Raw genomic sequence first — 20156 nt, 5'->3', positions numbered from 1 at the left:
TGTCCGGCACGCGACAACGAGGCCGCACTGCACGCCGAAGACTGAGCGGCTCGAGCGTGAGTGGTTTGGTGGAAGGGAAGACCGCTCGGCGACGCCGCCTTCGCACCGACGGTTCACCCTCTCGAGAAGGACCAGTCATGACACCTCACACCTCCCCACGCTCGCTCGCCTCTGGACTCGTCGCGCTCGTCGCGACCGGTGCCCCGCTGTTCAGCGCGACATCCGCCCTCGCTCAGGGCGGTCTCAGTGCCGCGCCCTCGAGCGTCTCCGCCGCCGCCGCCCGCGCGTCGTCCTCCGACGCACTGAAACCCGGCCAGCAGCTCCTTGCCGGCCAGTCCATCGCCTCGAGCCCGTCGGGAGGCGGCTACACCTTCCGAATGCAGGACGACGGCAACGCCGTGACCTATGACGCCGCCGGCCATGCCGTCTTCAGCACCGGCACCACGGGGCGCGGTAATCACCTCGTCCTGCAGGAGGACGGCAACGTCGTGATCTATTCCGTCGACGGCCGCCCGCTCTGGAGCACGGGAACGGACGAAGACCCGCCCTCGCACCTCGTCATCCAGGGAGACGGCAACCTCGTCCTCTACCGCGCTTACCTCTACTTCAGCGTGAGCCCGGAGACCTCGCCCGCCTGGGCGAGCAGTGTCAACGGCCGGATCGCCGAGCCTCCGTTCAGCACCCTTCTCCAGCTCGACGTGCTCGGCGGTGGCCATCAGCTCACCTCACCGAACGGTCTCTTCCGGGCCGTGATGCAGCGCGACGGCAACCTCGTCGGCTACTGCCCCGGGGGTGTCGTCTGGAACACGGGGACTCGTGGAATCGACAACTGGCTAGCCGTGAGGCCGGACAGCGTCACAGTCGAGCGCAAAGACGGGACACGGAAGTGGGTGGCTGAAACGGGGGCGGGGTCCACCGCGTCACCCTCGACGACAGCGGCGTGCTGACCGTCCTCGATCAGGACGACGCGATCCTCTGGACGAGTCAGTCCGGGCTTCCCGGCTCGAGCATGTACGCCCCGAACACGCTCGAGATCGACGACCACCTGCGCTCCGACGACGGGAGATACCGTGCTGTGATGCAGCGTGACGGCAACGTCGTCGTCTACGGCCCCACCGGAGCGATCTGGCAGACGGCCACCTCCGGCGTCGACAGCTCGTTCGAGTTCTCGAAGGACGGCACCGCCCAGGTCGTCGCCGGCAACGGCGCCGTGACCTGGTCGGCGAGGCCGGCCGCCGGCGGAGCCGCCCCGTTCCGCCTGGTCATGCAGAGCGACGGCAACCTCGTCGAGTACGACGGACAGGGCCGAGCCGTCTGGTTCAGCCGCTGACCGCCCCGACGGGTCGTGCTGACCGCGGAGGGACTGCGCCTGCGCCTCCGCCCCGCCCCGCCGCGCGGCCGCACCGTCGTCCTGTGGACCAGTCCCGTGGATCCGCGGCGCACCCCGGAGCGCAAGGGACCCGACATCGCTCGACCCGCGCTCCTGCGCTCGCGCGCTCGCGCGCTCGCGCCGCGGGCGCGGACGAGGCCGTGATCCTCGGAGCCGACGGCGCGGTCATCGACGGCGCATCGAGCGCCGTGCTGTGGTGGCTCGGCGACGCGCTGGTCGTCCCGCCCGCGAGCAGCCGCCGGGTCCTGAGCGTCACGGCCCGCACGGTCTCGGTACTCGCAGGAGCACTGGGCGTCGACGTCATCGAGGCCCCGGCAGAGCCCGCCGACCTCGACGGCCACGAGGTCTGGACGGCGAACGCCCTGCACGGCCTGCGCCTGGCCACGGGCTGGGTCGACGGACCGGCGCTCGCCGCAGTACCGGGCCGGCTCGACGCCTGGCGCAAGCGACTCGACGCTCTCCGCCGTCCCCTCCCCTGACTCTCGGGACGCCGCGGAGGAGCGGATCCGCGCTCAGCGCGAGCGACGCGCCACGGGCCGTTCACTGCGCGTCCGGCGGAGGCTACGACGATCCCTGCGTGTCAGCCTCGAAGCAGTCCGTCCGGCGCCGCTCTCGTCTCGACGGTTCATCTCTCGAGAAGGAACTGCGATGACACCTCACACCTCTCCACGCCCCCGCGCCTCAGGGCTCGTCGCGCTCGTCGCGACCGGAGCCCTGCTCCTCACCGGAACACCTGCCCTCGCCGAGACCGCGCACAGCGCCGTGTCCGCGAAAGCCTCCCCGGTGGTCACCGACCCCCCGATCGATCCTCACGAGTCCGCCGATGACACTCTCGATGCCGGTGACGAGCTACTCCCGGGCGACTTCCTCGCCTCCGACAGTGCCACCGGCGGTCACACCTTCCGGATGCAGGACGACGGGAACGCCGTCGTCTACGACGCCGTCGGTCATGCCCTCTTCAACACGGGCACCACGGGGCGCGGCAGTCGCCTCGTCCTGCAGGACGACGGCAACGTGGTGATCTACTCCGACCAGGACCGCCCGCTCTGGAACACCGGGACCGACAACGAACCGGACTCGCACCTCGTCATCCAGGGGGACGGCAACCTCGTCCTGTACCGCGAGGACGACACCCCGGCCTGGGCGAGCAGCGTGAACCGGACGATCCCCGAGCCGCCGTTCAGCAGCCTCTCCGACGGTGACGAACTCCACCGGGGCCACCAGCTCACCTCGAAGAACGGCCTCTTCCGCGCGGTGATGCAGCGCGACGGCAACTTCGTCGGCTACGGCCCGGACGGAGCCCTGTGGAGCACCGGCACCCGCGGCTCGGACAACACGTTCGTCGTGGACGAGGGCTTCGCAACGATCATCGACGCCGATGAGCAGGTCAAGTGGATCAGTCTTCCCGAAGGTTCCGGCGACGTCGACACGGTGACTCTCGGTGACAACGGTGTGCTGAGCATGGACAACGAGGCCGATGCCGTCGTGTGGTCGAGCCAGTCCGAGCTGCCCGGCCCGAGCATGTACGCGCCCAACACCCTGAAGACCGACGAGATCCTCCGGTCCGAGAGCCTCCAGTACCGCGTCGTCATGCAGGCGGACGGCAACGTGGTCGTCTACGGCCCTCAGGGAGCCGTCTGGCAGACCGCCACCTCCGGCGCGGGCAGCTCCCTCGAGTTCACGAAGGACGGCGCTCTGCAGGTCGTGACCGCCGACGGCTCCGTCACCTGGACGGCGAAGCCCTCCGGCGGCACCGGCCCGTTCCGCCTCGTGATGCAGAGCGACGGCAACCTCGTCGAGTACGACGGGCAGGGCCGGGCCGTCTGGTCCAGCCGCTGACCACCTCCCGTCCGAGGCACTGGCGGCTGCCGTGACCCCTGCTCCCGACGGCCCGGCACGTGCACGCCCTGCACGAGCCGGGCCGTCGTCGTTCCCTCGGAGAAGCGCGTGAGGAGCTTGCGCTACGACTTCCGATGCCGTTCGGAAGGGCCGGGAACGGGACCACGCGACAGAGAGCCCATATCGAACGCCAAGTGGTGTCGGGGTCGAGCGCGAGTGCTTCGGTGGAGAGGAAGACCGCTCGGCGACGCCGCCTCGTCAGCGGCGGTGCCGATCTCTCGAGAAGGAACTGCCATAACATCCGTCACCCACCCACGACGCCGAGCCTCCGGGCTCGTCGCACTCGTCGCAGCCGGGGCCCTGCTTCTGGGCGGAACGCCCGCCCTCGCCGTGGACGCCTCGTCCGACTCCGCCTCGTCGTCGCAGTGGAGCCCTACGACACCGGCACTCAGGCCTTGGCCCGATCCACGTTCCCTGAACCCCTACTACAACGCCCTGCTCAGCGGTGGCACTTTGAACTCCGATCGGCCGGGGGATGACAGTCGCCTCCAGTCCGATCTCCCCGGAAGCTACGTCTTCAGCATGCAGCTCGATGGCAACGCGGTCCTCCGCACAGGCGACGGGAAGGTTCTGTTCAGTACCCAGACCTTCAACACCACCTACATCGGGCCGACACTCCAGGAGAACTACCTCTTTCTCCAGAGGGACGGGAACCTGGTGGTCAGGGCCGCTGACGAGCGCCCGATCTGGAGCTCCGGAACCGATGGCGAGCCGGGCGCGCACCTCGTGCTCGGCGAGAACGGCGACCTCGTCCTCTACCGCCAGGACGGCACCCCGGCCTGGTCCGCCAGCGCAGGGAAGATCGCCGAGCCGCCGCACGACACCCTCGACACCGGTCAGACCCTCTCGTACGGGCACCAGCTCACCTCCGAGAACGGGCTGTTCCGTGCCGTCATGCAGCGCGACGGCAACCTCGTCGGCTACGGGCCCTCCGGAGCGATCTGGAGCACCGGCACCCGCGGCATCGGCAGCCGCTTCGTCATCCAGGACGACGGAAACGCGGTCGTCTACGGCGCCGACGGCTCGGTCAGGTGGGCGTCCGGTACCAGCGGTGAAGGTTTCGCCGTCACGCTCGACGACAGCGGAGTACTGAGGATCGTCGATCCCGGCGGAGCGGTCGAATGGGACAGCCAGGTCGCCCTGCCAGGGTCGGTGGCGTACGCTCCGAACGTCCTCGAGGTCGGGAACCTGCTGCGCTCGGGCGACGGCGCCCACCGATCGGTGATGCAAGTCGACGGGAACTTCGTCGTCTACGGCCCGAAGGGCGCGATCTGGCAGAGCCACACCGCCGGCATCGACAGCACGCTCGTCCTCTCCGAGAACGGCGTCGCGACGATCGAGACCGCGAGCGGCGCAGTGACGTGGACGTCCCGCCCGGCCTCCGGTGCGGTCGGCCCGTTCCGCCTCGTGATGCAGAGCGACGGCAACCTCGTCGAGTACGACGGACAGGGTCGGGCCGTCTGGTCCAGCCGCTGACGGCGCCGACGTCGAAGCGCCCGCGGGCGCGATGACGCCTCCCGACGGCCCGGCACATGCACCCGCTGCATATGTCGGGCCGTCGGCGTGCTCCCGCGGCGGTCCGGAGCTGCGCAGTGTCTCCGCGAGCGCACAAGCGGGACGACGCGACAGCGACCCCGCGCCCCGCGCCAGACCTCGTGGAAGTCCGACGGCAGTGCTTCGGTGGGAGGAAGACCGTTCGGCGATGCCGCCTCGTCGACGGCGGTGCCCATCTCTCGAGAAGGAACTGCCATGACGTCCACATCACATCCACGCTCCCTCGCCTCCGTCCTCGTCGCGCTCGTCGCGGCGGGAGCCCTGCTCCTCGGCACGACACCCGCCCTCGCTCAGAGCGCCGTCGGCGCAGCAGCTTCGCAGAACGGCACTCCCGCCCGGTCGGACGGTGCCGGGACGACGGCCGCACCGCCGCACGACACCCTCCCCACCGGCGGCACCCTCGCACCGGGTGACCAGCTCACGTCGAAGAACGGGCTCTTCCACGCGGTCATGCAGACCGACGGCGATCTCGTCGGCGACGGACCCGACGGAATGATCTGGCACACCGGCACCCGCGGCGCCGGCAACCGCTTCGTCATGCAGGACGACGGCGACGCCGTCGTCCTCGGCACCGACGGCTCGGTCGAGTGGTCGTCCGGCACCGCCGCGTGGTCGACCGACTCCAACGTCGAGAACCTCGCCGTCGAGCTCGACGACAGCGGAGTGCTCACGATCGTCGATGACGAGGGCGACCTGGGCTGGGACAGCCAGTCCCAGCTGCCGGGGTCGGTCCTGTACGCCCCGAACCACCTCTCGACCGGTGACGTGCTGCGCTCGGACGACGGTCTGTACCTGGCGGTGATGCAGTCCGACGGGAACCTCGTCGTCCACGGCCCGACGGGTCTCAACTGGCAGACCGGGACTCACGGCATCGCCAATGGGCTGTACGTCGCCGAGAACGGCGTCGCGTCGATCTACGACTGGAGTGACACCGTGGTCTGGGCGAACCGCTCCGCCTCCGGCGCGACCGGGCCGTTCCACTTCGTGCTGGGGAACGACGGGAAGCTCGTCGAGTACGACGGACAGGGCCACGTCGTCTGGTCCAGCCGCTGACGGCATCGACCAGCGGGCTCCGCCGAGGCGGTCCGCCCTGCACCGACGGCCCGGTCGTGCGCCTCCCGCACGGACCGGGCCGCCGTCGTGAAGGCCCGAGGTCCGGGCCACCGGCGAGCGAGCGCTTCGGCGGCGCCGACGCACGCGCCACCGGGACACGGCGTCCTGAGCGCACGCCCGATGTCGCCGGCGCGTGCGAGCATTCGAGGATCCGCTCGGCGATGCCGACCTCTCGAGAAAGATCTGCGATGACGCCTCCCTCTTCCTCCCGCTCCACCGGAGACTCCCGCTCCACCGGGCCCTCCCGATTCGTCGGCTCCGGGCTCGTCGCGCTCGTCGCGACCGGAGCCCTCCTCTTCACCGCGACGCCCGCGCTCGCCGAGGAGGCGGTGCAGCAGACGCTCTCCTCCTCCTCCGACTCGGCGCCTGCGCTGCAGACGAACGCCGATCAGCAGTCCCGCGCCGCCGGCGCCTACTACAACGCGCTGGAGGGCGGCGAGGAGCTCGCCCGCGGCGAGAGCATCGTCTCCGACAACCCCGGCCCCGCCTACGAGTTCGTGATGCAGACCGACGGAAACGCCGTCACCTACGCGCCCGACGGCCGCGTCGTCTTCGCGACCGGCACCACCGGCCGGGGCGATCACCTCGCGATGCAGACCGACGGCAACGTCGTGATCTACTCCGCGGAGAACCGCCCCGTCTGGAGCACCGGCACCAACGACGAGCCCGGCGCCTACCTGATCATCCAGGAGGACGGCAATCTCGTCGTCTCGCGCGAGAACGGCTCCCCCGCCTGGGCGAGCAGCGTGAACGGGAGGATCGCCGAGCCGGCGACCGACACCCTCTTCACCGGCCAGACCCTCCGCGGCGGACGCCAGCTCACCTCGGCCGACGGCCGCTTCCGCGCCGTGATGCAGACCGACGGCAACTTCGTCGGCTACGGCCCGCAGGGCGTCGTCTGGAACACCGGCACCCGCGGCGCCGGCAACCGCCTGGTCCTGCAGACCGACGGCAACGCCGTGATCTACGGTCCCGACAACTCCGTCCAGTGGTCCTCCGGCACCCGCGGCAGCGACCTGCGCCTCGGCATCAACAACGCCGGCTCGCTGATCATCGTCGACCAGGCGGACAACGTGCTCTGGACCAGCCAGGCGCAGCTGCCCGGCTCGAGCCTCTACGCCGAGAACGGGCTCGCCGCCGGCAGCCTGCTCCGCTCGGCCAGCGGCGTCTACCGCGCCGTGATGCAGGGCGACGGCAACTTCGTGGTCTACGGCCGCTCCGGCCCGATCTGGTCGACGGGCACGTCCGGCGCGGGCAGCTCGTTCAACCTGTACGAGGACGGCTTCATGGCCGTCGTCCGCGGCGACGGCATCGGCACCTGGACAGTCACGCCCCGCGCCGGCGCGGTCGCCCCGTTCCGCCTCGTCATGCAGGACGACGGCAACCTCGTCGAGTACGACGGACGCGACCAGGCGGTGTGGGCGAGCCGCTGAGCGCGGTCGACTCGACGCTCCTCTGATCGGGTCCCGCCCTCCCGCGGACCCGCACCGACGGCCCGGTTCGTGCATCCCCTGCACGGGCCGGGCCGTCGGCGTTCCCGCACTGCAGGACCCGACTCGAAGGGCGGACCGCCACCTCCGGCGCGCGGCCCGCAGCGGCGCACGGTTCGTCGCTGCTCCCCCGCGGGTCGCATGATGGAGGGGTGAGCGACGCCGGCGACTTCATCCGCACGGCGCTCGAGTACGAGGGCGACGTCTGGCGGGCGCAGGACGTGCGCGAGCGGCTCGGCGCGGGACTCGACTCCACCGGTGCCTCCGTCGGAGCGGTCCGCGGCACGGTGCGGGACGCGCTGAAGAAGTTCCGCGGGCTCGAGCACGACGACGTCACGGCGCTGTCCTCGGAGCTGTGGGCGCCGCCCGTCTTCGAGGCCCGGCTCGCGGCGATCGTCCTGCTGCAGTCGCGGGCGGCGATCCTGCGCGCCTCCGACCTGACCCGGCTCGAGGGCTTCGTCCGCGATGCACGGGTCGAGGAGCTGACGGCACCGCTCGCCCGCGACGTGATCCTTCCACTGCGCGCGAGCAGCAGCGGATCCGCGCGGGCCCGCGTCGACGGTGTGCTCGACCGGTGGGCCGCCGAGGGCGGGACGCTCGCCGAGGCCGAGAGACGGGTCCGGCCGGCGGATTGACAGGGCCGGATCACCACTCGGTCACGACCGCGTTCCGGCGGCGTGGCGCGGGCGAGCGGCATGGGAGCATGCGGGAGAACTGCCCACCGATCCGCTCGAAGGACCCGCGATGACGCCTCGCCACCCCGCCCGCACACTCCTCTCCGGGGCGGTGGTGCTCGCGACCGCGGGCGCCCTGCTCCTCGGAGCGCCCCCCGCCCTGGCTGCCGGCTCCGGGCCCGTCACGACCGCGGTCGCGACCGCCGCGAACGTCTTCACCGACGCCCTCGTCAGCGGGGAGCAGCTCGCGCGCGGCGAGAGCATCGTCTCGGTCGGCGGCGGCTACCGGTTCGTGCTGCAGACCGACGGCAACGCCGTCACCTACGACGCGAGCGGGCGTGCCACCTTCAGCACCGGCACCCAGGGTCGAGGAGATCGCCTGGTGATGCAGGCCGACGGCAACCTCGTGATCTACGCCGCGGACGGGCGGCCCGTCTGGTTCACCGGAACGGGTGACGAGACCGGCGCGAGCGTCCGGATCCAGAACGACGGCAACCTCGTCGTCAGCCGTGCCAACGGCGCCCCCGCGTGGGCGAGCAGCATCGGCACGACGATCGCGGCGCCGCCGACCGACTCGCTCTACCCCACCGAGACACTGCGCGCCGGTCAGCGGCTGACCTCCGGCGACGGCCGCTTCACCGCCGTGATGCAGGGCGACGGCAACTTCGTCGGCTACGGACCGAACGGCGTGACCTGGAGCACCGGCACCTCCGGCGACGGGAACCGCTTCGTGCTGCAGGAGGACGGCAATGCCGTGATCTACGGCGCGGACGGCTCGGTGAAGTGGTTCACCGGCACCAGCGGCTCCGGGGTGCGGATGAACCTCGACAACGCGGGCCGGCTCGTCCTCTACAGTCTCGAGGACGCCCCGCTCTGGAGCAGCCGGACCGCCTTCCCGAACAGCACGCTGTTCGCTCCGGCCGCGCTCTATCCGGGCGAGGGACTCCGCTCCGGCAACGGTGCCTACCGCGCGGTGATGCAGGCCGACGGCAACTTCGTCGTCTACGGACCGGCCGGCGCGATCTGGTCCACGGGGAACCCCACTCCCGGCGCGGTCCTCTCCCTCGAGGACGACGGCTTCATGTCGGTCTCCAGCCGGGGCGGCGTGAGCTGGACCGTCCTCCCGCGGTACTTCGTCAACGTCGGCCCCGCCGTGCCGCCGTTCCGCCTGGTGATGCAGGACGACGGCAACCTGGTGCAGTACGACGGGCGCGGACGGGCGAGCTGGTCGAGCCGCTGATACCCCTGCACCCGCACGGAGCCGGATCCCCGGGCCGTCCTCTCGGCTCGGGGATCCGCTCTGTCAGGAGTCAGCGCGCGGTGCCGTCCACGACCGTGATCCGCCGGTCGAAGGCGAGGGACGCGGGGACGCGGTGCGCGATCAGCACGACCGTGCGGCCTGAGGCGGCATGCAGCAGGTCGGCGAGCAGGGCGTCGGCCACCGGCGCGTCCACCGAGGCGGTGGGCTCGTCGAGCGCCAGCACGTCGAAGTCGGCGAGCAGGGCGCGGGCGAGCGCCAGACGCTGCGCCTGACCGCCCGAGACGAGCGAGCCGCGCTCGCCGACCCGGGCGTCGAGACCGCCGCGGGCCGCGGTCCAGGAGGCGAGGCCCACCCGCTCGAGGACGGCGGTCAGCACCGCGTCGTCGGCCTCGGGCCGGGCGAAGAGCAGGTTCTGCCGAATGGTGTCGTCGAAGAGGTAGGGCTGCTGCTCGACGAGACCGATGAGGCGCCGCAGCTCGTCCTGCGGGAGCGTCCGGGCCTCCACTCCGCCGATCCGGTAGGAGCCCGTGTGGTCGAGGAAGCGGACGAGCGCGTGCGCGAGCGTCGTCTTGCCCGAGCCGCTGCCGCCGGTGACGAGGATCCGCTCGCCGGCGCGGAGCTCGAGCGAGACGTCGCGGAGCGCGGGCGTCGCGGCTCCGGGCCAGGAGACCGAGAGGTCGCGGAGGACGATGTCGCGGCCGAGCGGGACGGCGGCCGACGGATCGACGTCGGCGTCGGTCGCCAGCGCCGGCGACGCGGCCTGCGCGTCGAGGTCCGCGAGCCGCTGCGCACTCGAGAGCGCCGAGCGCGCGCTCTGCACCGCCAGCGGAGCGGCGGCCGCGACCTCGAACACGGCGAGCGGCACCAGGGCGAGCACCCCGAGCGCGGGGCCGCCGAGCTCGCCGACCGCGGGGATCCCGAGCGCGAGACCCGCCCAGACCGCACCGCCGGAGCACAGGGCGAGGACGGCGGCGGCGAGCCCGGTCGACGCCGCGCGCCGGCGGGCGGCCCGGGTGAGCGCCGCCTCCGCCTGCGCGACGTCGTCGATCGCGTCGTCGGCCGCGTCGAAGGCGATCAGCACGTCGAGCCGGGTGACCAGCAGGTTCAGGCGCTCGGCCAGCTCGCCGCGCAGCGGCGCCAGCTCGCGGTCGGCGCGCGCCGAGACCAGCCCCGAGCCGAGGGCTCCGCCGACGAACGCGAGCACGAGCAGACCGAGCAGCACGGCGCCCATCGCGGGCAGCAGGAGCCAGACGCCCACCACCGCGGCGGCGGAGACCACGGCGGCGACGACCAGCGGCTGCACGATGCGCAGCGGCACGTCCTGCTGGGCGTCGACGTCGGCGACCACCCGCGAGACGAGATCTCCGCGCCGGACCCGACCGAGCCCGTCCGGCGCCACGGGGACCAGCCGGTCGTAGACGCCGGCGCGCAACTCGGCCAGCGCGCGGAACGCTGCGTCGTGCCCGGAGAGGCGCTCGAGGTAGCGGAAGAACGCCCGCGAGAGCGCGAAGGCGCGCACGCCGACGACGGCCATCGAGAGGAAGAGGATCGGCGGCTGCTCGGCCGCCCGCACGATCAGCCAGGCCGAGCAGGCGAGAAGGGCGACGACCGACGCGGACGACAGCAGCCCGAAGGAGAGTCCGGGGAGGAAGCGCCGCGGCGTCGGCATCGCCGCCCGCAGCACATCGGTGCGGTTCACCGGAGCACCGCCTCGGCGGGGGCGAGCGCCAGCACGGCGTCGGCGGCGGCGATCGTCGCCGGGCGGTGCGTGGCGACGAGCACGATCACGCCCTGGTCGGCGAGGAAGCGGAGCCCGGCGAGCAGCGCGCGCTCCGACTCCTCGTCGAGCGCGGCGGTCGGCTCGTCGAGGGCCAATACGGTGCAGCCGCGCTCGAGGACGCGGTGCACGGCACGCGCCACGGCGACGCGCGCCGCCTGCCCACCGGACAGTCCGCTGCCGTCCGCGTCGATCCGCCGGCCGGGGTCGAGGTCGGCACCCGCGACAGCCAGCGCCCGCAGGACGCGCTCCGGGTCGGGCGAGCGCGCGCCGAGCGCGACGTTCGAGCCGACGGTCCCGGGCAGCAGATCGGGCCGCTGCCCCGACCAGGCGAGCCAGTCGCGGCCGGTCGACTCGTCGACGGCGACCCCGCCGAGGGCGATCGAGCCGGTCGCGGGAGCGAAGCCGGCGAGGGCGGCGAGGAGGGTCGACTTCCCGGATCCGCTGGGCCCGGTCAGCGCCGTGATCGAGCCGGCGGGCAGGACGGCGTCGACGGGCGCGAGCACGCGGCCCGCACCGTCGTCCACCGCGAGACCGCGCAGCTCGAGCGCTCCCGAGCGGCCGGGCACCGCGGTTCGCCCGGGGACGGTCGCCGCCGCCTCGATGATCGCGAAGGCCTCGTCCGCCGCCTGCACGCCGTCGGCCGCCGCGTGGAACTCGGCGCCGACCTGGCGGACCGGCAGGAACACGTCCGGCGCCAGCACCAGCACGAAGAGTCCGATCGCGAGCCCGAGCGAGCCGTCGACCAGCCGCAGCCCGATCGACACCGCGACGAGCGCGACCGAGAGCGAACCGGCCAGCTCGAGGACGAAGCTGCTGACGAAGGTCACCCGCAGCACCTTCATGGTGTGCACGCGGTAGTCCTCGGTCAGCGCGCGGATGCGGGCGCTCTGCCGCTCCGCCCGTCCGAAGATCTTCAGCGTGGCCAGTCCGCCGACCGTGTCGACGAAGCCGGAGGCCAGCGCCTGCAGGCGGCTCCACTGCCGCTTCTGCACCGCCTGGGTCGCCCAACCGATGAGGATCATGAAGACCGGGATCAGCGGCAGCGTCACCACGAGGAAGAGCGCGCTGAGCGGATCCGCGAGGAAGACCACGACTGTCAGGATCGGCGTGGTGATCGCGGTGGCGATCAGCTGCGGCAGGTATCGGGCGAAGTAGCCGTCGAGCGCGTCGAGCCCGCCGCCGAGCAGCGCGACGACCCCGCCCGAACCACCCGTCCGGCCGGCCGGCCCGAGCGCGACCAGCGCGGCGAGGACCGCCGACCGCAGCTGCGCCTTCGCGCCGGCGCCGCCCCGGGCGGCGTTCACCTCGACGGCCCAGGCCAGCACCGCGCGCACCGCGACGACGCCCAGCAGCGCCGCGAGTGACGGCGCCAGGTCGGTCGCCGATCGCCCGTCGACCGCCCCGGCGACGAGCTGCGCCACCAGCCACGCGAACGCGACCGCGGTCGCCGTGCGGGCCAGCGCGAGCGCCCCGCCGAGCACGAGGAACAGCCGTGCGGAGCGGGCGTAGCGGAGCAGTCGGGGGTCGAGGGGCTTCACGGTCGCGATCGGTCAGTGCGCGTCGACCGGGATGTGGCTCCGGGTGATGCGCTTGCGGAAGATCCAGTAGGTCCAGGCCTGGTAGCCCACGATGAGCGGGACGAAGACCAGCGCCGTCCAGCTCATCACCGTCAGGGTATAGGGCGTGCTCGAGGCGTTCTCGATGGTCAGGCTGTTGGCGATGTCGTTCGAGGCGGGCATCACCGCCGGGAAGAGCGTGGTGAACAGCGCGAGCACCGCGAGGCCGATCGTGCCGGCCAGCAGGGCGAAGGCACGGCCCTCCCGCCCGCGGACGTTCGCGAGCCAGGCGAGCACCAGGGCGGTCGCCGCGGCGATCGACAGCAGCCAGGACGGACCGCTCCCCTGCGCCAGGTTCGTCCAGCCGAGGAACACCGCGGCGACCGCGACGGTCACCAGCCCCGCCCGCGTCGCCAGCCGGCGCGCGCGCTCGCGGATCTCGCCGTCGGTCTTCAGCGAGACGAACACGACGCCGTGGGTGAAGAAGAGCAGGAGCGTCGTCGCGCCGCCGAGCAGCGCGTACGGGTTCAGCAGATCGAAGCCCGTTCCGATGTAGTTGTGGTCCGCGTCCAGCGGCACGCCCTGCACGATGTTCGCGAAAGCGACGCCCCAGAGGAACGCGGGCACGGCCGAGCCGATCACGATCATCGTGTCGAACCGCTTCTTCCAGGCGGCCTCCGGACGCTGGTGCCGGTACTCGAAGGAGACGCCGCGGGCGATCAGCGCCAGCAGGATCAGCAGCAGCGGCAGGTAGAAGCCGCTGAAGAGCGTCGCGTACCACTCGGGGAAGGCGGCGAACATCGCAGCGCCCGCGACGATGACCCAGGTTTCATTGAGGTCCCAGACCGGCCCGATCGTGTTGATCAGGACGCGGCGGTCGGTGTCGTCGCGGCCGAGGAACGGCAGCGACATCCCGACGCCGAAGTCGAAGCCGTCGAGGACGAAGTAGCCGATGAAGAAGACGGCGACGATCCAGAACCAGAGCGTGGCGAGATCGAGCGATCCGAGATCCATGTGCGCAGTGCCCTTCTCAGTAGACGGTGCCGACGAGCTGCGGGCGACCGCTCTCCTCGTCGATCTCGGGGGCGTCGTCGGGGCCGGCCTGGGCCGCCCGCTTGATCAACCGGAACTCGACGACCGCGAGGGTGCCGTAGATCGCGGTGAAGGCGATCAGCGAGATCAGCACCTCGAGGCCGCTGACCCCGGGCGAGACGCCGTCCGCGGTCTTCAGCAGGCCGAAGACCAGCCAGGGCTGGCGGCCCATCTCGGTGAAGACCCAGCCGACGATCATCGCCATCAGCGGCAGCGGTGCCGCCCAGATCGCGATCTTCCACATCCACTGCTTCGGCCGGCGGCCCTTGCGGGTGAACCAGAGGCCGGCGGCGGCGACGCCGATGGCGAGGACGCCGAGCGCAATCATCCATCGGAACGACCAGTAGGTGACCCAGATGATCGGCGTGTAGTCGCCCGGTCCGTAGACCGCGCTGTACTGCGCCTGCAGGTCGTTGATGCCCTCGACGGTGCCGGTGAAGGTGTGCGTCGAGAGGAAGGAGAGCAGGTAGGGGATGCGGATCGAGAAGAGCTCGCTCGAGCCGTCGGGGGTGCCCCAGGTGAAGACCGAGAACGAGGCGTCGACGCCGGTGGACGTCTTGTACAGCGCCTCCGCGGCCGCCATCTTCATCGGCTGCGTGTCGACCATCGCGAGGCCGAGCGAGTCGCCGGTGAAGAGGGTGAGGCCGCCGCTGACCAGCATCATCCAGGCGCCGAACTTCAGCGCCGGGCGCATCGTCTCGAGGTGCTGGTTCCGCGAGAGGTGGTAGGCGGCGACGCTGACGATCACCGCGGCCGAGACCATGAAGCAGGCGAAGATCGTGTGCGGGAACGCGGCGAGCGCGACCTTGTTGGTCAGCAGGGCCCAGATGTCGGTGAGCTCGGCGCGGCCCTTGGCCTCGTTGATCCGGAAGCCGACCGGGTTCTGCATGAAGGCGTTCGCGGCGATGATGAAGTAGGCCGAGAGCGTCGTGCCGAGCGTGGTCAGCCAGATCGTCGCGAGGTGCAGCTTCGCCGAGAGCTTGTCCCAGCCGAAGATCCAGAGGCCGATGAACGTCGCTTCGAGGAAGAACGCGAGCAGGCCCTCGAAGGCGAGCGGGGCGCCGAACACGTCGCCGACGAAGCGGGAGTAGTCGCTCCAGTTCATCCCGAACTGGAACTCCTGGACGATGCCGGTGACCACGCCCATCGCGAAGTTGATCAGGAAGATCTTGCTGAAGAACTTCGTCAGCTGCAGGTAGTGCACGCGGCCGGTGCGCACCCAGCAGGTCTGGAAGATCGCCACCGTGAGCGCCATGCCGATGGTGAGCGGCACGAAGAGGAAGTGGTAGATCGTCGTCAGGCCGAACTGCCAGCGCGACAGGAGGAGCGGGTCCAGGAGTTCGTTCACGGCTCCGAGCCTAGGTCGACCAAAGGGGCGCGATGCCCTCGGATCCCAGTACTGGGGCGGATGTGCGCCTCCCGCGGGGCCCCCGGCGACACCCTTCCGGGACGGTCCGAGCCGCCCACCGCCGACCCGCGCGTCAGTGACGTCTCGACGTCGAGACAGAGCGTCTAGACGTCGAGAGATCTCCTCCCGTGGGTCCGGTCGAGCAGCGCCCGCGTCCGTCAGAGGGTCGGCGACGGACCTCTCGACGGCGAGCGATCGCTCGCGACCCCGCTTCGCGCTGTCGAGCTCGCATCTTCACAGGTCTTTCACAGCTGCTCCGGCGTCCCGCGTCCGCACTGAGAGATCGTGCGCCGTCACCGCGCGACGCTCGCGGCTCCCGCTCGGCCGCGCCCCCTACGATCGAGGGATGCCGAGCAAGGGGAGCTACGCCAAGGGTGTCGCGAAGCGCGAGGAGATTCTGCAGACCGCCCTGGAGGTGTTCTCGCGGCAGGGGTACCGCAAGGCCTCGCTGCGCGAGATCTCGGAGGAGGTCGGCCTGACGCAGGCGGGGCTCCTGCACTACTTCGACTCGAAGGAGGAGCTCTTCGCCGAGGTCCTCCGCAAGCGCGACGACACCGACCGCGCCGTCTACGACCTGGAGCGGAAGGGCGATCAGGCGATCGAGCAGGTCGTGAAGCTGATCCGCCACAACAGCGAGGTGCCCGGTCTCGTCCACCTCTACGCGACGCTCTCCGCCGATGCGACCGACGAGTCGCACCCCGCGCACGAGTTCTTCATCGAGCGCTACCGGACGGTCAACGAGGTCTTCGCCGCCCGCGTCCGCGAGGACCAGAGCGAGGGGCTCATCGCGGCCGACATCGACCCCGAGCTCGCGGCGAAGATGATCACCGCGCTCTCCGACGGCCTGCAGGTGCAGTGGCTGCTCGACGACCGGGTCGACATGGGCTCGATCGTCGAGACCTTCTGGTCGCTGCTCAAGCGGGTCCGCTGAGATGCCGGAGCGCACGCGGCCGTGAACGACGCTCTGACCGGCATCCTCGCCTTCGTCGTGAGCGTGCCGCCCGTCTGGCGGACGCTGCTGGCCGGCCTCGCCGTCTTCTTCGAGACGACGATCCTCGCCGGGCTGATCGTGCCGGGCGACACCGTCGTGATCGTCAGCGCGACCGGCGTGACGTCCCCCCTGCAGTTCGTCGCCCTCGCGATCGCCGTGATCATCGGGGCGCTCTGCGGCGAATCGGTCGGCTTCTACCTGGGCCGCTGGTTCGGACCGCGGATCCGCGGCTCCCGCCTCGGTCGCCGCCTCGGCGAGAAGAACTGGCTGCGGGCCGAGCGCTACCTCGCGCGCCGCGGCGGCATCGCCGTCTTCCTCTCGCGCTTCCTCCCGGTGCTGCACTCCCTCATCCCGCTCACCGTCGGGATGAGCGGCATGAGCTACCGGACCTTCATGGCCTGGACGACGCCCGCGTGCATCCTCTGGTCGTTCGCCTACGTCGGCGTCGGGGCCGCCGCGGCGGGCGGCTACCGCGAGCTGTCGGACAGCCTGCACTACGCGGGCTACCTCTTCGTCGGGGCGATCGTGGTCTTCGTGCTGGTCGTCATCGGGGTCAAGAAGCTCCTCTCACGCGCAGAGGCGCGTCACCTCGACGAGTGACGCGCCTCCGGGCGTGAGCGGGTCGGGTCAGCCGATCAGGCCTGCCGAGGTGAGCCACTCGGTCGCGATGGCCGCGGCCGACTTCTGCTCGTTGACGCTCTCGGAGTTCAGCGCGACGAGGTCGTCGGCGGTCAGCTTCGCGCTGACCCCGTTGATGATCTCGGCGGCGTCGTCGTCGACCTTGTCGGAGACGATGGGCACCACGTTGTCCGCGACGAACAGGCCGTCGGGGTCGGCGAGGGGCAGCAGATCGTTCGACTCGATGTTCGGGTCGGCGGTGTAGATGTTCGCCATCTGGATCTGGTTGCTGGCCAGCGCGTCGACGGTCGTCGATCCGCCGCTGTCCTCGATCGCCTGGAACGTCGTGGTGATGCCGTACTTCGACTGCAGAGCGTCGGGCCCGTAGGGACGGGTCTGCAGCTCGGAGTTGCCGCCGAGCACGATCGGATCGGTGACGTTCTTCAGCGAGGCGATGTCGGTCAGGTTCCACTGGTCGGCGAAGGCCTGGGTGACCGTGTAGGAGTTCTGGTCGCTCGCGTCCGCGGCGTCGAGCGCGCGCAGTCCGTCGGGCAGGGCGTCGGTGAGCGCCGAATAGACGTCGTCGGCCGTGGTCGCGGTCGTGTCCGGCTCCAGCGCCTGCAGGAGGCTGCCGCCGTACTCGGGGAACACGTCGATCGAGCCGCTCTCGATCTCGGGCAGGTAGATCTCGCGCTGACCGATGCGGAAGTCGCGCTGCACGGTCATCCCCCCGTCCTCGAGGGCCTGCGCGTAGATCTCGGCGATGATCTCGTTCGAGTAGTAGTCCTGCGAGCCGATGACGATGGTGTCGCCGCCGGCGGTCGCTCCCGATCCTTCGTCGAGCGGATCGCTGGACGAGCACCCTGCCAGCGCCACCACGGCGCCGACCGCGAGTGCGCTGAGAACGACACGGCCCTTCTTGGTTGCTGTGAACATCTCTTATTTCCCTTCGTCGATGGGGATTCCCACCACCGCGCGGCGTCGGAGTGACGACGCGCGGAAACCTGAGCGCTCGGTCGTGGCGCGGCCGAGACCGAGCACGACTCCGCGGGGCACGGCGATCCGCTGGAGGACCGCGAACAGCACCTCGCTGAGCAGCGTGAGCACGATCACGATGATCGATCCCGCGAGCATCTGCGGGTAGTCGCCCGCCTTCACGCCCTGGAAGATGTAGCGGCCGAGGCCGCCGGCGCCGATGTAGTCGGCGAGCGTCGCCGTGGCGATGATCTGCAGGGCCGCGACGCGCAGACCGCCGATCAGCAGCGGCAGGCCGAGCGGGATCTCGACCTTCGCCAGGATCTGCCACTCCGTCATGCCGACGGAGCGCGCGGCGTCGACGGTGCGGCGGTCGACCGCCTCGAGCCCGGAGTAGGCGCCCGCGAGGATCGACGGGATCGCCAGGATCACCAGTGCGATCAGCGGCGCGCCCAGGCCGAGACCGAGGCTCATCGCCGCGAGCACCAGGACGCCCAGGGTGGGCAGCGCGCGGAGGCCGCCGGCGACGGGCACCGCGATGCCCTTGCCCTTGCCGGTGTGGCCGATGAGGTAGCCGAGCGGGATGGCGATGGCCGCGGCGATCACCAGCACGATGAGGCTGATGCCGAGGTGCTGCGCGACGCGGGTCGGGATGCCGTAGATGCCCTCCCAGTGCGTCGGGTCGCCGATCCAGGCGAAGGCCTGGGCGATGAGGTTCACGCGGTCACCGCCTTCGCGCTCGCGGCGCTCCTGCGGCGGGAGCGGCTCCGGTCGAGGGTGGTCCACGGCATCAGCAGGCGCCCGAGCAGGACGAGGAGCCCGTCGAGCACGAGGGCCAGCACGATCGTGAGCACGATGCCGGTGATGATCTCGCCCTGGATGCCGCGCTGGAAGCCGTCGGTGAAGAGCAGGCCGAGACTCTGGATGCCCAGCACCGCGCCGACCGTCACCAGGCTGACCGTGCTCACCGTGACCACGCGCAGACCCGAGAGCAGGACGGGACCGGCGAGCGGGAACTCGACCTTCCAGAACCGGGCCCAGGCGGAGTAGCCCATCGCCGTGGCCGACTGGGTCACGTCCTCCGATACCGCGGAGAGCGCGTCGGAGGTGGTCCGCACCATCAGCGCGATGCCGTAGAGCGTGAGGCCGATGATGACGTTCGCGGTGGAGCGCAGCGGGATGCCGAGCAGCGCGGGCAGCAGGATGAACATCGCCAGCGACGGGATCGCGTAGAGCACGCCGAGCCCGGTGAGCAGCGTGCCGCGGCTCCAGCGGTAGCGGTTGGCGACCCAGCCGAACGGCAGCGAGATCACGAAGCTGAGCAGGATCGGCGGGACCGAGAGCGCGAGGTGCGCCAGCAGGTTCGCGAGGATCTGATCGGTGTTGTTGACGACCCAGTTCACGCGTCGACGCCGTCCTGCGCGCGCAGGACGCCGGTCGGCCGCCCGTCGCCGTCGACGACGATCCGGGCGCCGTCGCGCTCCTCGATCGAGAGCGAGCGCTTGCCGCGGTCTGCGCCGACGAAGCCGGCGACGAACTCGCTGGCCGGGTTCGCGAGGATCTCGGCGGGCGAGCCCTTCTGCGCGATCCGGCCGCCCTTCTCGAGGATGACGACCTGATCGCCGAGCAGGAAGGCCTCGTCGATGTCGTGGGTGACGAAGACGACCGTCTTGTCGAGCTCGCGCTGCAGGCGGAGCGTCTCGCGCTGGAGGTCGGCGCGCACGAGCGGATCGACGGCGCCGAACGGCTCGTCCATCAGCAGGATGTTGGGGTCGACGGCGAGACCGCGCGCGACGCCGACGCGCTGCTGCTGACCGCCGGAGAGCTGGCTGGGGTACCGGGTGGCGAGGGAGCGGTCGAGGCCGACGGTGTCCATCAGCTCGAGCGCGCGGTCGTGGGCGGGCTTCTTCGCGACGCCGTTGAGGCGCGGCACCGTGGCGATGTTGTCGATCACCCGGCGGTGCGGCAGGAGGCCCGAGTTCTGCATGACGTAGCCGATGCGGCGGCGGAGGGAGACGGCCGGGAGCGTGGAGATGTCCTCGCCGTCGATCTCGATCGTGCCGCCGGTCGGCTCGATCATGCGGTTGATCATCCGCAGGATCGTCGTCTTGCCGCAGCCGGACGAGCCGACGAAGACGGTCGTCTGCCGGGAGGGCAGCACGAGCGAGAAGTCGTCCACCGCCCGCGTGCCGTCCGGATACTGCTTGCTCACTCCGCGGAATTCGATCACGGTCCTGCTCTTCCCTGTCCCGTGGTCCCGGTCAGAACCTAGCGATCAGCAAAACATCATTCGGAGACGCGTGCCAACCCGGATGGCGCAGTGTTGCACCGGAGCGCGGAAAGAGCTAGGCCGCC

At 71.2% G+C, this 20156-nt stretch carries 19 protein-coding genes; 11 read left to right on the top strand and 8 right to left on the bottom strand.

Annotated elements, in window-relative coordinates:
• Positions 1-137: 137 nt before the first annotated feature.
• The 9 genes from MT355_RS07260 to MT355_RS07220 all read left to right on the top strand — a co-directional run bounded on the left by MT355_RS07260 (position 138) and on the right by MT355_RS07220 (position 9360).
• A complete protein-coding gene (locus tag MT355_RS07260; RefSeq protein ID WP_243599037.1) occupies positions 138-947 on the top strand; it encodes a hypothetical protein in 810 nt (269 codons plus the stop codon).
• Positions 941-1330, top strand: coding sequence for a hypothetical protein (locus MT355_RS07255; RefSeq protein ID WP_243599036.1), 390 nt, complete (start codon positions 941-943; stop codon positions 1328-1330). The genes MT355_RS07260 and MT355_RS07255 overlap by 7 nt, the downstream gene beginning before the upstream one ends.
• A complete protein-coding gene (locus MT355_RS07250) occupies positions 1216-1869 on the top strand; it encodes an aminotransferase class IV (protein ID WP_308197321.1) in 654 nt (217 codons plus the stop codon). Before MT355_RS07255 ends, MT355_RS07250 begins: the two co-directional genes overlap by 115 nt.
• A gap of 169 nt (positions 1870-2038) precedes the next feature.
• Positions 2039-3229: a hypothetical protein gene (locus MT355_RS07245; RefSeq protein WP_243599034.1), complete on the top strand. Its 1191-nt coding sequence runs from the start codon at positions 2039-2041 to the stop codon at positions 3227-3229.
• Positions 3230-3811: 582 nt separating this feature from the next.
• Entirely contained in the window at positions 3812-4765 is a 954-nt protein-coding gene (locus MT355_RS07240) for a hypothetical protein (protein ID WP_243599033.1), read from the top strand.
• A 273-nt stretch (positions 4766-5038) separates the two neighbouring features.
• The gene (locus MT355_RS07235) at positions 5039-5896 is read left to right on the top strand and encodes a hypothetical protein (RefSeq protein WP_243599032.1); all 858 of its coding nucleotides are present in this window, start codon (positions 5039-5041) and stop codon (positions 5894-5896) included.
• Between the two features lie 248 nt (positions 5897-6144).
• Complete coding sequence (locus MT355_RS07230) at positions 6145-7389, top strand: hypothetical protein (RefSeq protein WP_243599031.1); 1245 nt, start codon at positions 6145-6147, stop codon at positions 7387-7389.
• 209 nt (positions 7390-7598) lie between these two features.
• Positions 7599-8081, top strand: coding sequence for a DNA alkylation repair protein (locus MT355_RS07225; RefSeq protein ID WP_243599030.1), 483 nt, complete (start codon positions 7599-7601; stop codon positions 8079-8081).
• A 109-nt stretch (positions 8082-8190) separates the two neighbouring features.
• Entirely contained in the window at positions 8191-9360 is a 1170-nt protein-coding gene (locus MT355_RS07220) for a hypothetical protein (protein ID WP_243599029.1), read from the top strand.
• A 70-nt stretch (positions 9361-9430) separates the two neighbouring features.
• Here MT355_RS07220 and cydC read toward each other — a convergent pair whose 3' ends face one another.
• From cydC to MT355_RS07200, 4 genes are read right to left on the bottom strand one after another with little or no spacing between them, the layout of a single operon-like run.
• Positions 9431-11080 (bottom strand): thiol reductant ABC exporter subunit CydC, encoded by a 1650-nt coding sequence (cydC, locus tag MT355_RS07215; protein WP_308197313.1) that lies wholly within the window; start codon positions 11078-11080, stop codon positions 9431-9433.
• The gene (gene cydD / locus MT355_RS07210; protein WP_243599028.1) at positions 11077-12699 is read right to left on the bottom strand and encodes a thiol reductant ABC exporter subunit CydD; all 1623 of its coding nucleotides are present in this window, start codon (positions 12697-12699) and stop codon (positions 11077-11079) included. Before cydD ends, cydC begins: the two co-directional genes overlap by 4 nt.
• Positions 12700-12711: 12 nt before the next feature.
• Positions 12712-13731 carry a cytochrome d ubiquinol oxidase subunit II gene (gene cydB, locus MT355_RS07205; RefSeq protein ID WP_243599027.1) on the bottom strand — a complete coding sequence of 340 codons (1020 nt, stop codon included), beginning with the start codon at positions 13729-13731 and terminating at the stop codon, positions 12712-12714.
• A gap of 16 nt (positions 13732-13747) precedes the next feature.
• On the bottom strand, positions 13748-15157 hold the full coding sequence (locus MT355_RS07200) for a cytochrome ubiquinol oxidase subunit I (RefSeq protein WP_243599026.1): 1410 nt from the start codon (positions 15155-15157) through the stop codon (positions 13748-13750).
• A 406-nt stretch (positions 15158-15563) separates the two neighbouring features.
• Here MT355_RS07200 and MT355_RS07195 point away from each other — a divergent pair, with 406 nt between their 5' ends.
• The gene (locus tag MT355_RS07195) at positions 15564-16148 is read left to right on the top strand and encodes a TetR/AcrR family transcriptional regulator (RefSeq protein WP_243599025.1); all 585 of its coding nucleotides are present in this window, start codon (positions 15564-15566) and stop codon (positions 16146-16148) included.
• A 21-nt stretch (positions 16149-16169) separates the two neighbouring features.
• Positions 16170-16808, top strand: a complete 639-nt coding sequence (locus tag MT355_RS07190) for a DedA family protein (RefSeq protein ID WP_123445593.1) — start codon at positions 16170-16172, stop codon at positions 16806-16808.
• A gap of 27 nt (positions 16809-16835) precedes the next feature.
• Here the strand turns inward: MT355_RS07190 and MT355_RS07185 are convergent, their stop codons facing one another.
• Genes MT355_RS07185 through MT355_RS07170 form a run of 4 tightly spaced genes read right to left on the bottom strand, consistent with a single transcriptional unit; the run spans position 16836 to position 20031 of the window.
• Positions 16836-17762 (bottom strand): ABC transporter substrate-binding protein, encoded by a 927-nt coding sequence (locus MT355_RS07185; protein ID WP_243599024.1) that lies wholly within the window; start codon positions 17760-17762, stop codon positions 16836-16838.
• A 3-nt stretch (positions 17763-17765) separates the two neighbouring features.
• Complete coding sequence (locus tag MT355_RS07180) at positions 17766-18521, bottom strand: ABC transporter permease (protein ID WP_243599023.1); 756 nt, start codon at positions 18519-18521, stop codon at positions 17766-17768.
• Positions 18518-19204, bottom strand: a complete 687-nt coding sequence (locus MT355_RS07175; RefSeq protein ID WP_123445590.1) for an ABC transporter permease — start codon at positions 19202-19204, stop codon at positions 18518-18520. The genes MT355_RS07180 and MT355_RS07175 overlap by 4 nt, the downstream gene beginning before the upstream one ends.
• Positions 19201-20031: an ABC transporter ATP-binding protein gene (locus MT355_RS07170; protein ID WP_243599022.1), complete on the bottom strand. Its 831-nt coding sequence runs from the start codon at positions 20029-20031 to the stop codon at positions 19201-19203. The genes MT355_RS07175 and MT355_RS07170 overlap by 4 nt, the downstream gene beginning before the upstream one ends.
• Positions 20032-20156 lie beyond the last annotated feature (125 nt).

The sequence above is a fragment of the Rathayibacter sp. VKM Ac-2929 genome (genome assembly GCF_022815495.1).
GTDB lineage: Bacteria > Actinomycetota > Actinomycetes > Actinomycetales > Microbacteriaceae > Rathayibacter > Rathayibacter festucae.
This window is presented reverse-complemented; position numbering and strand designations above follow the sequence as displayed.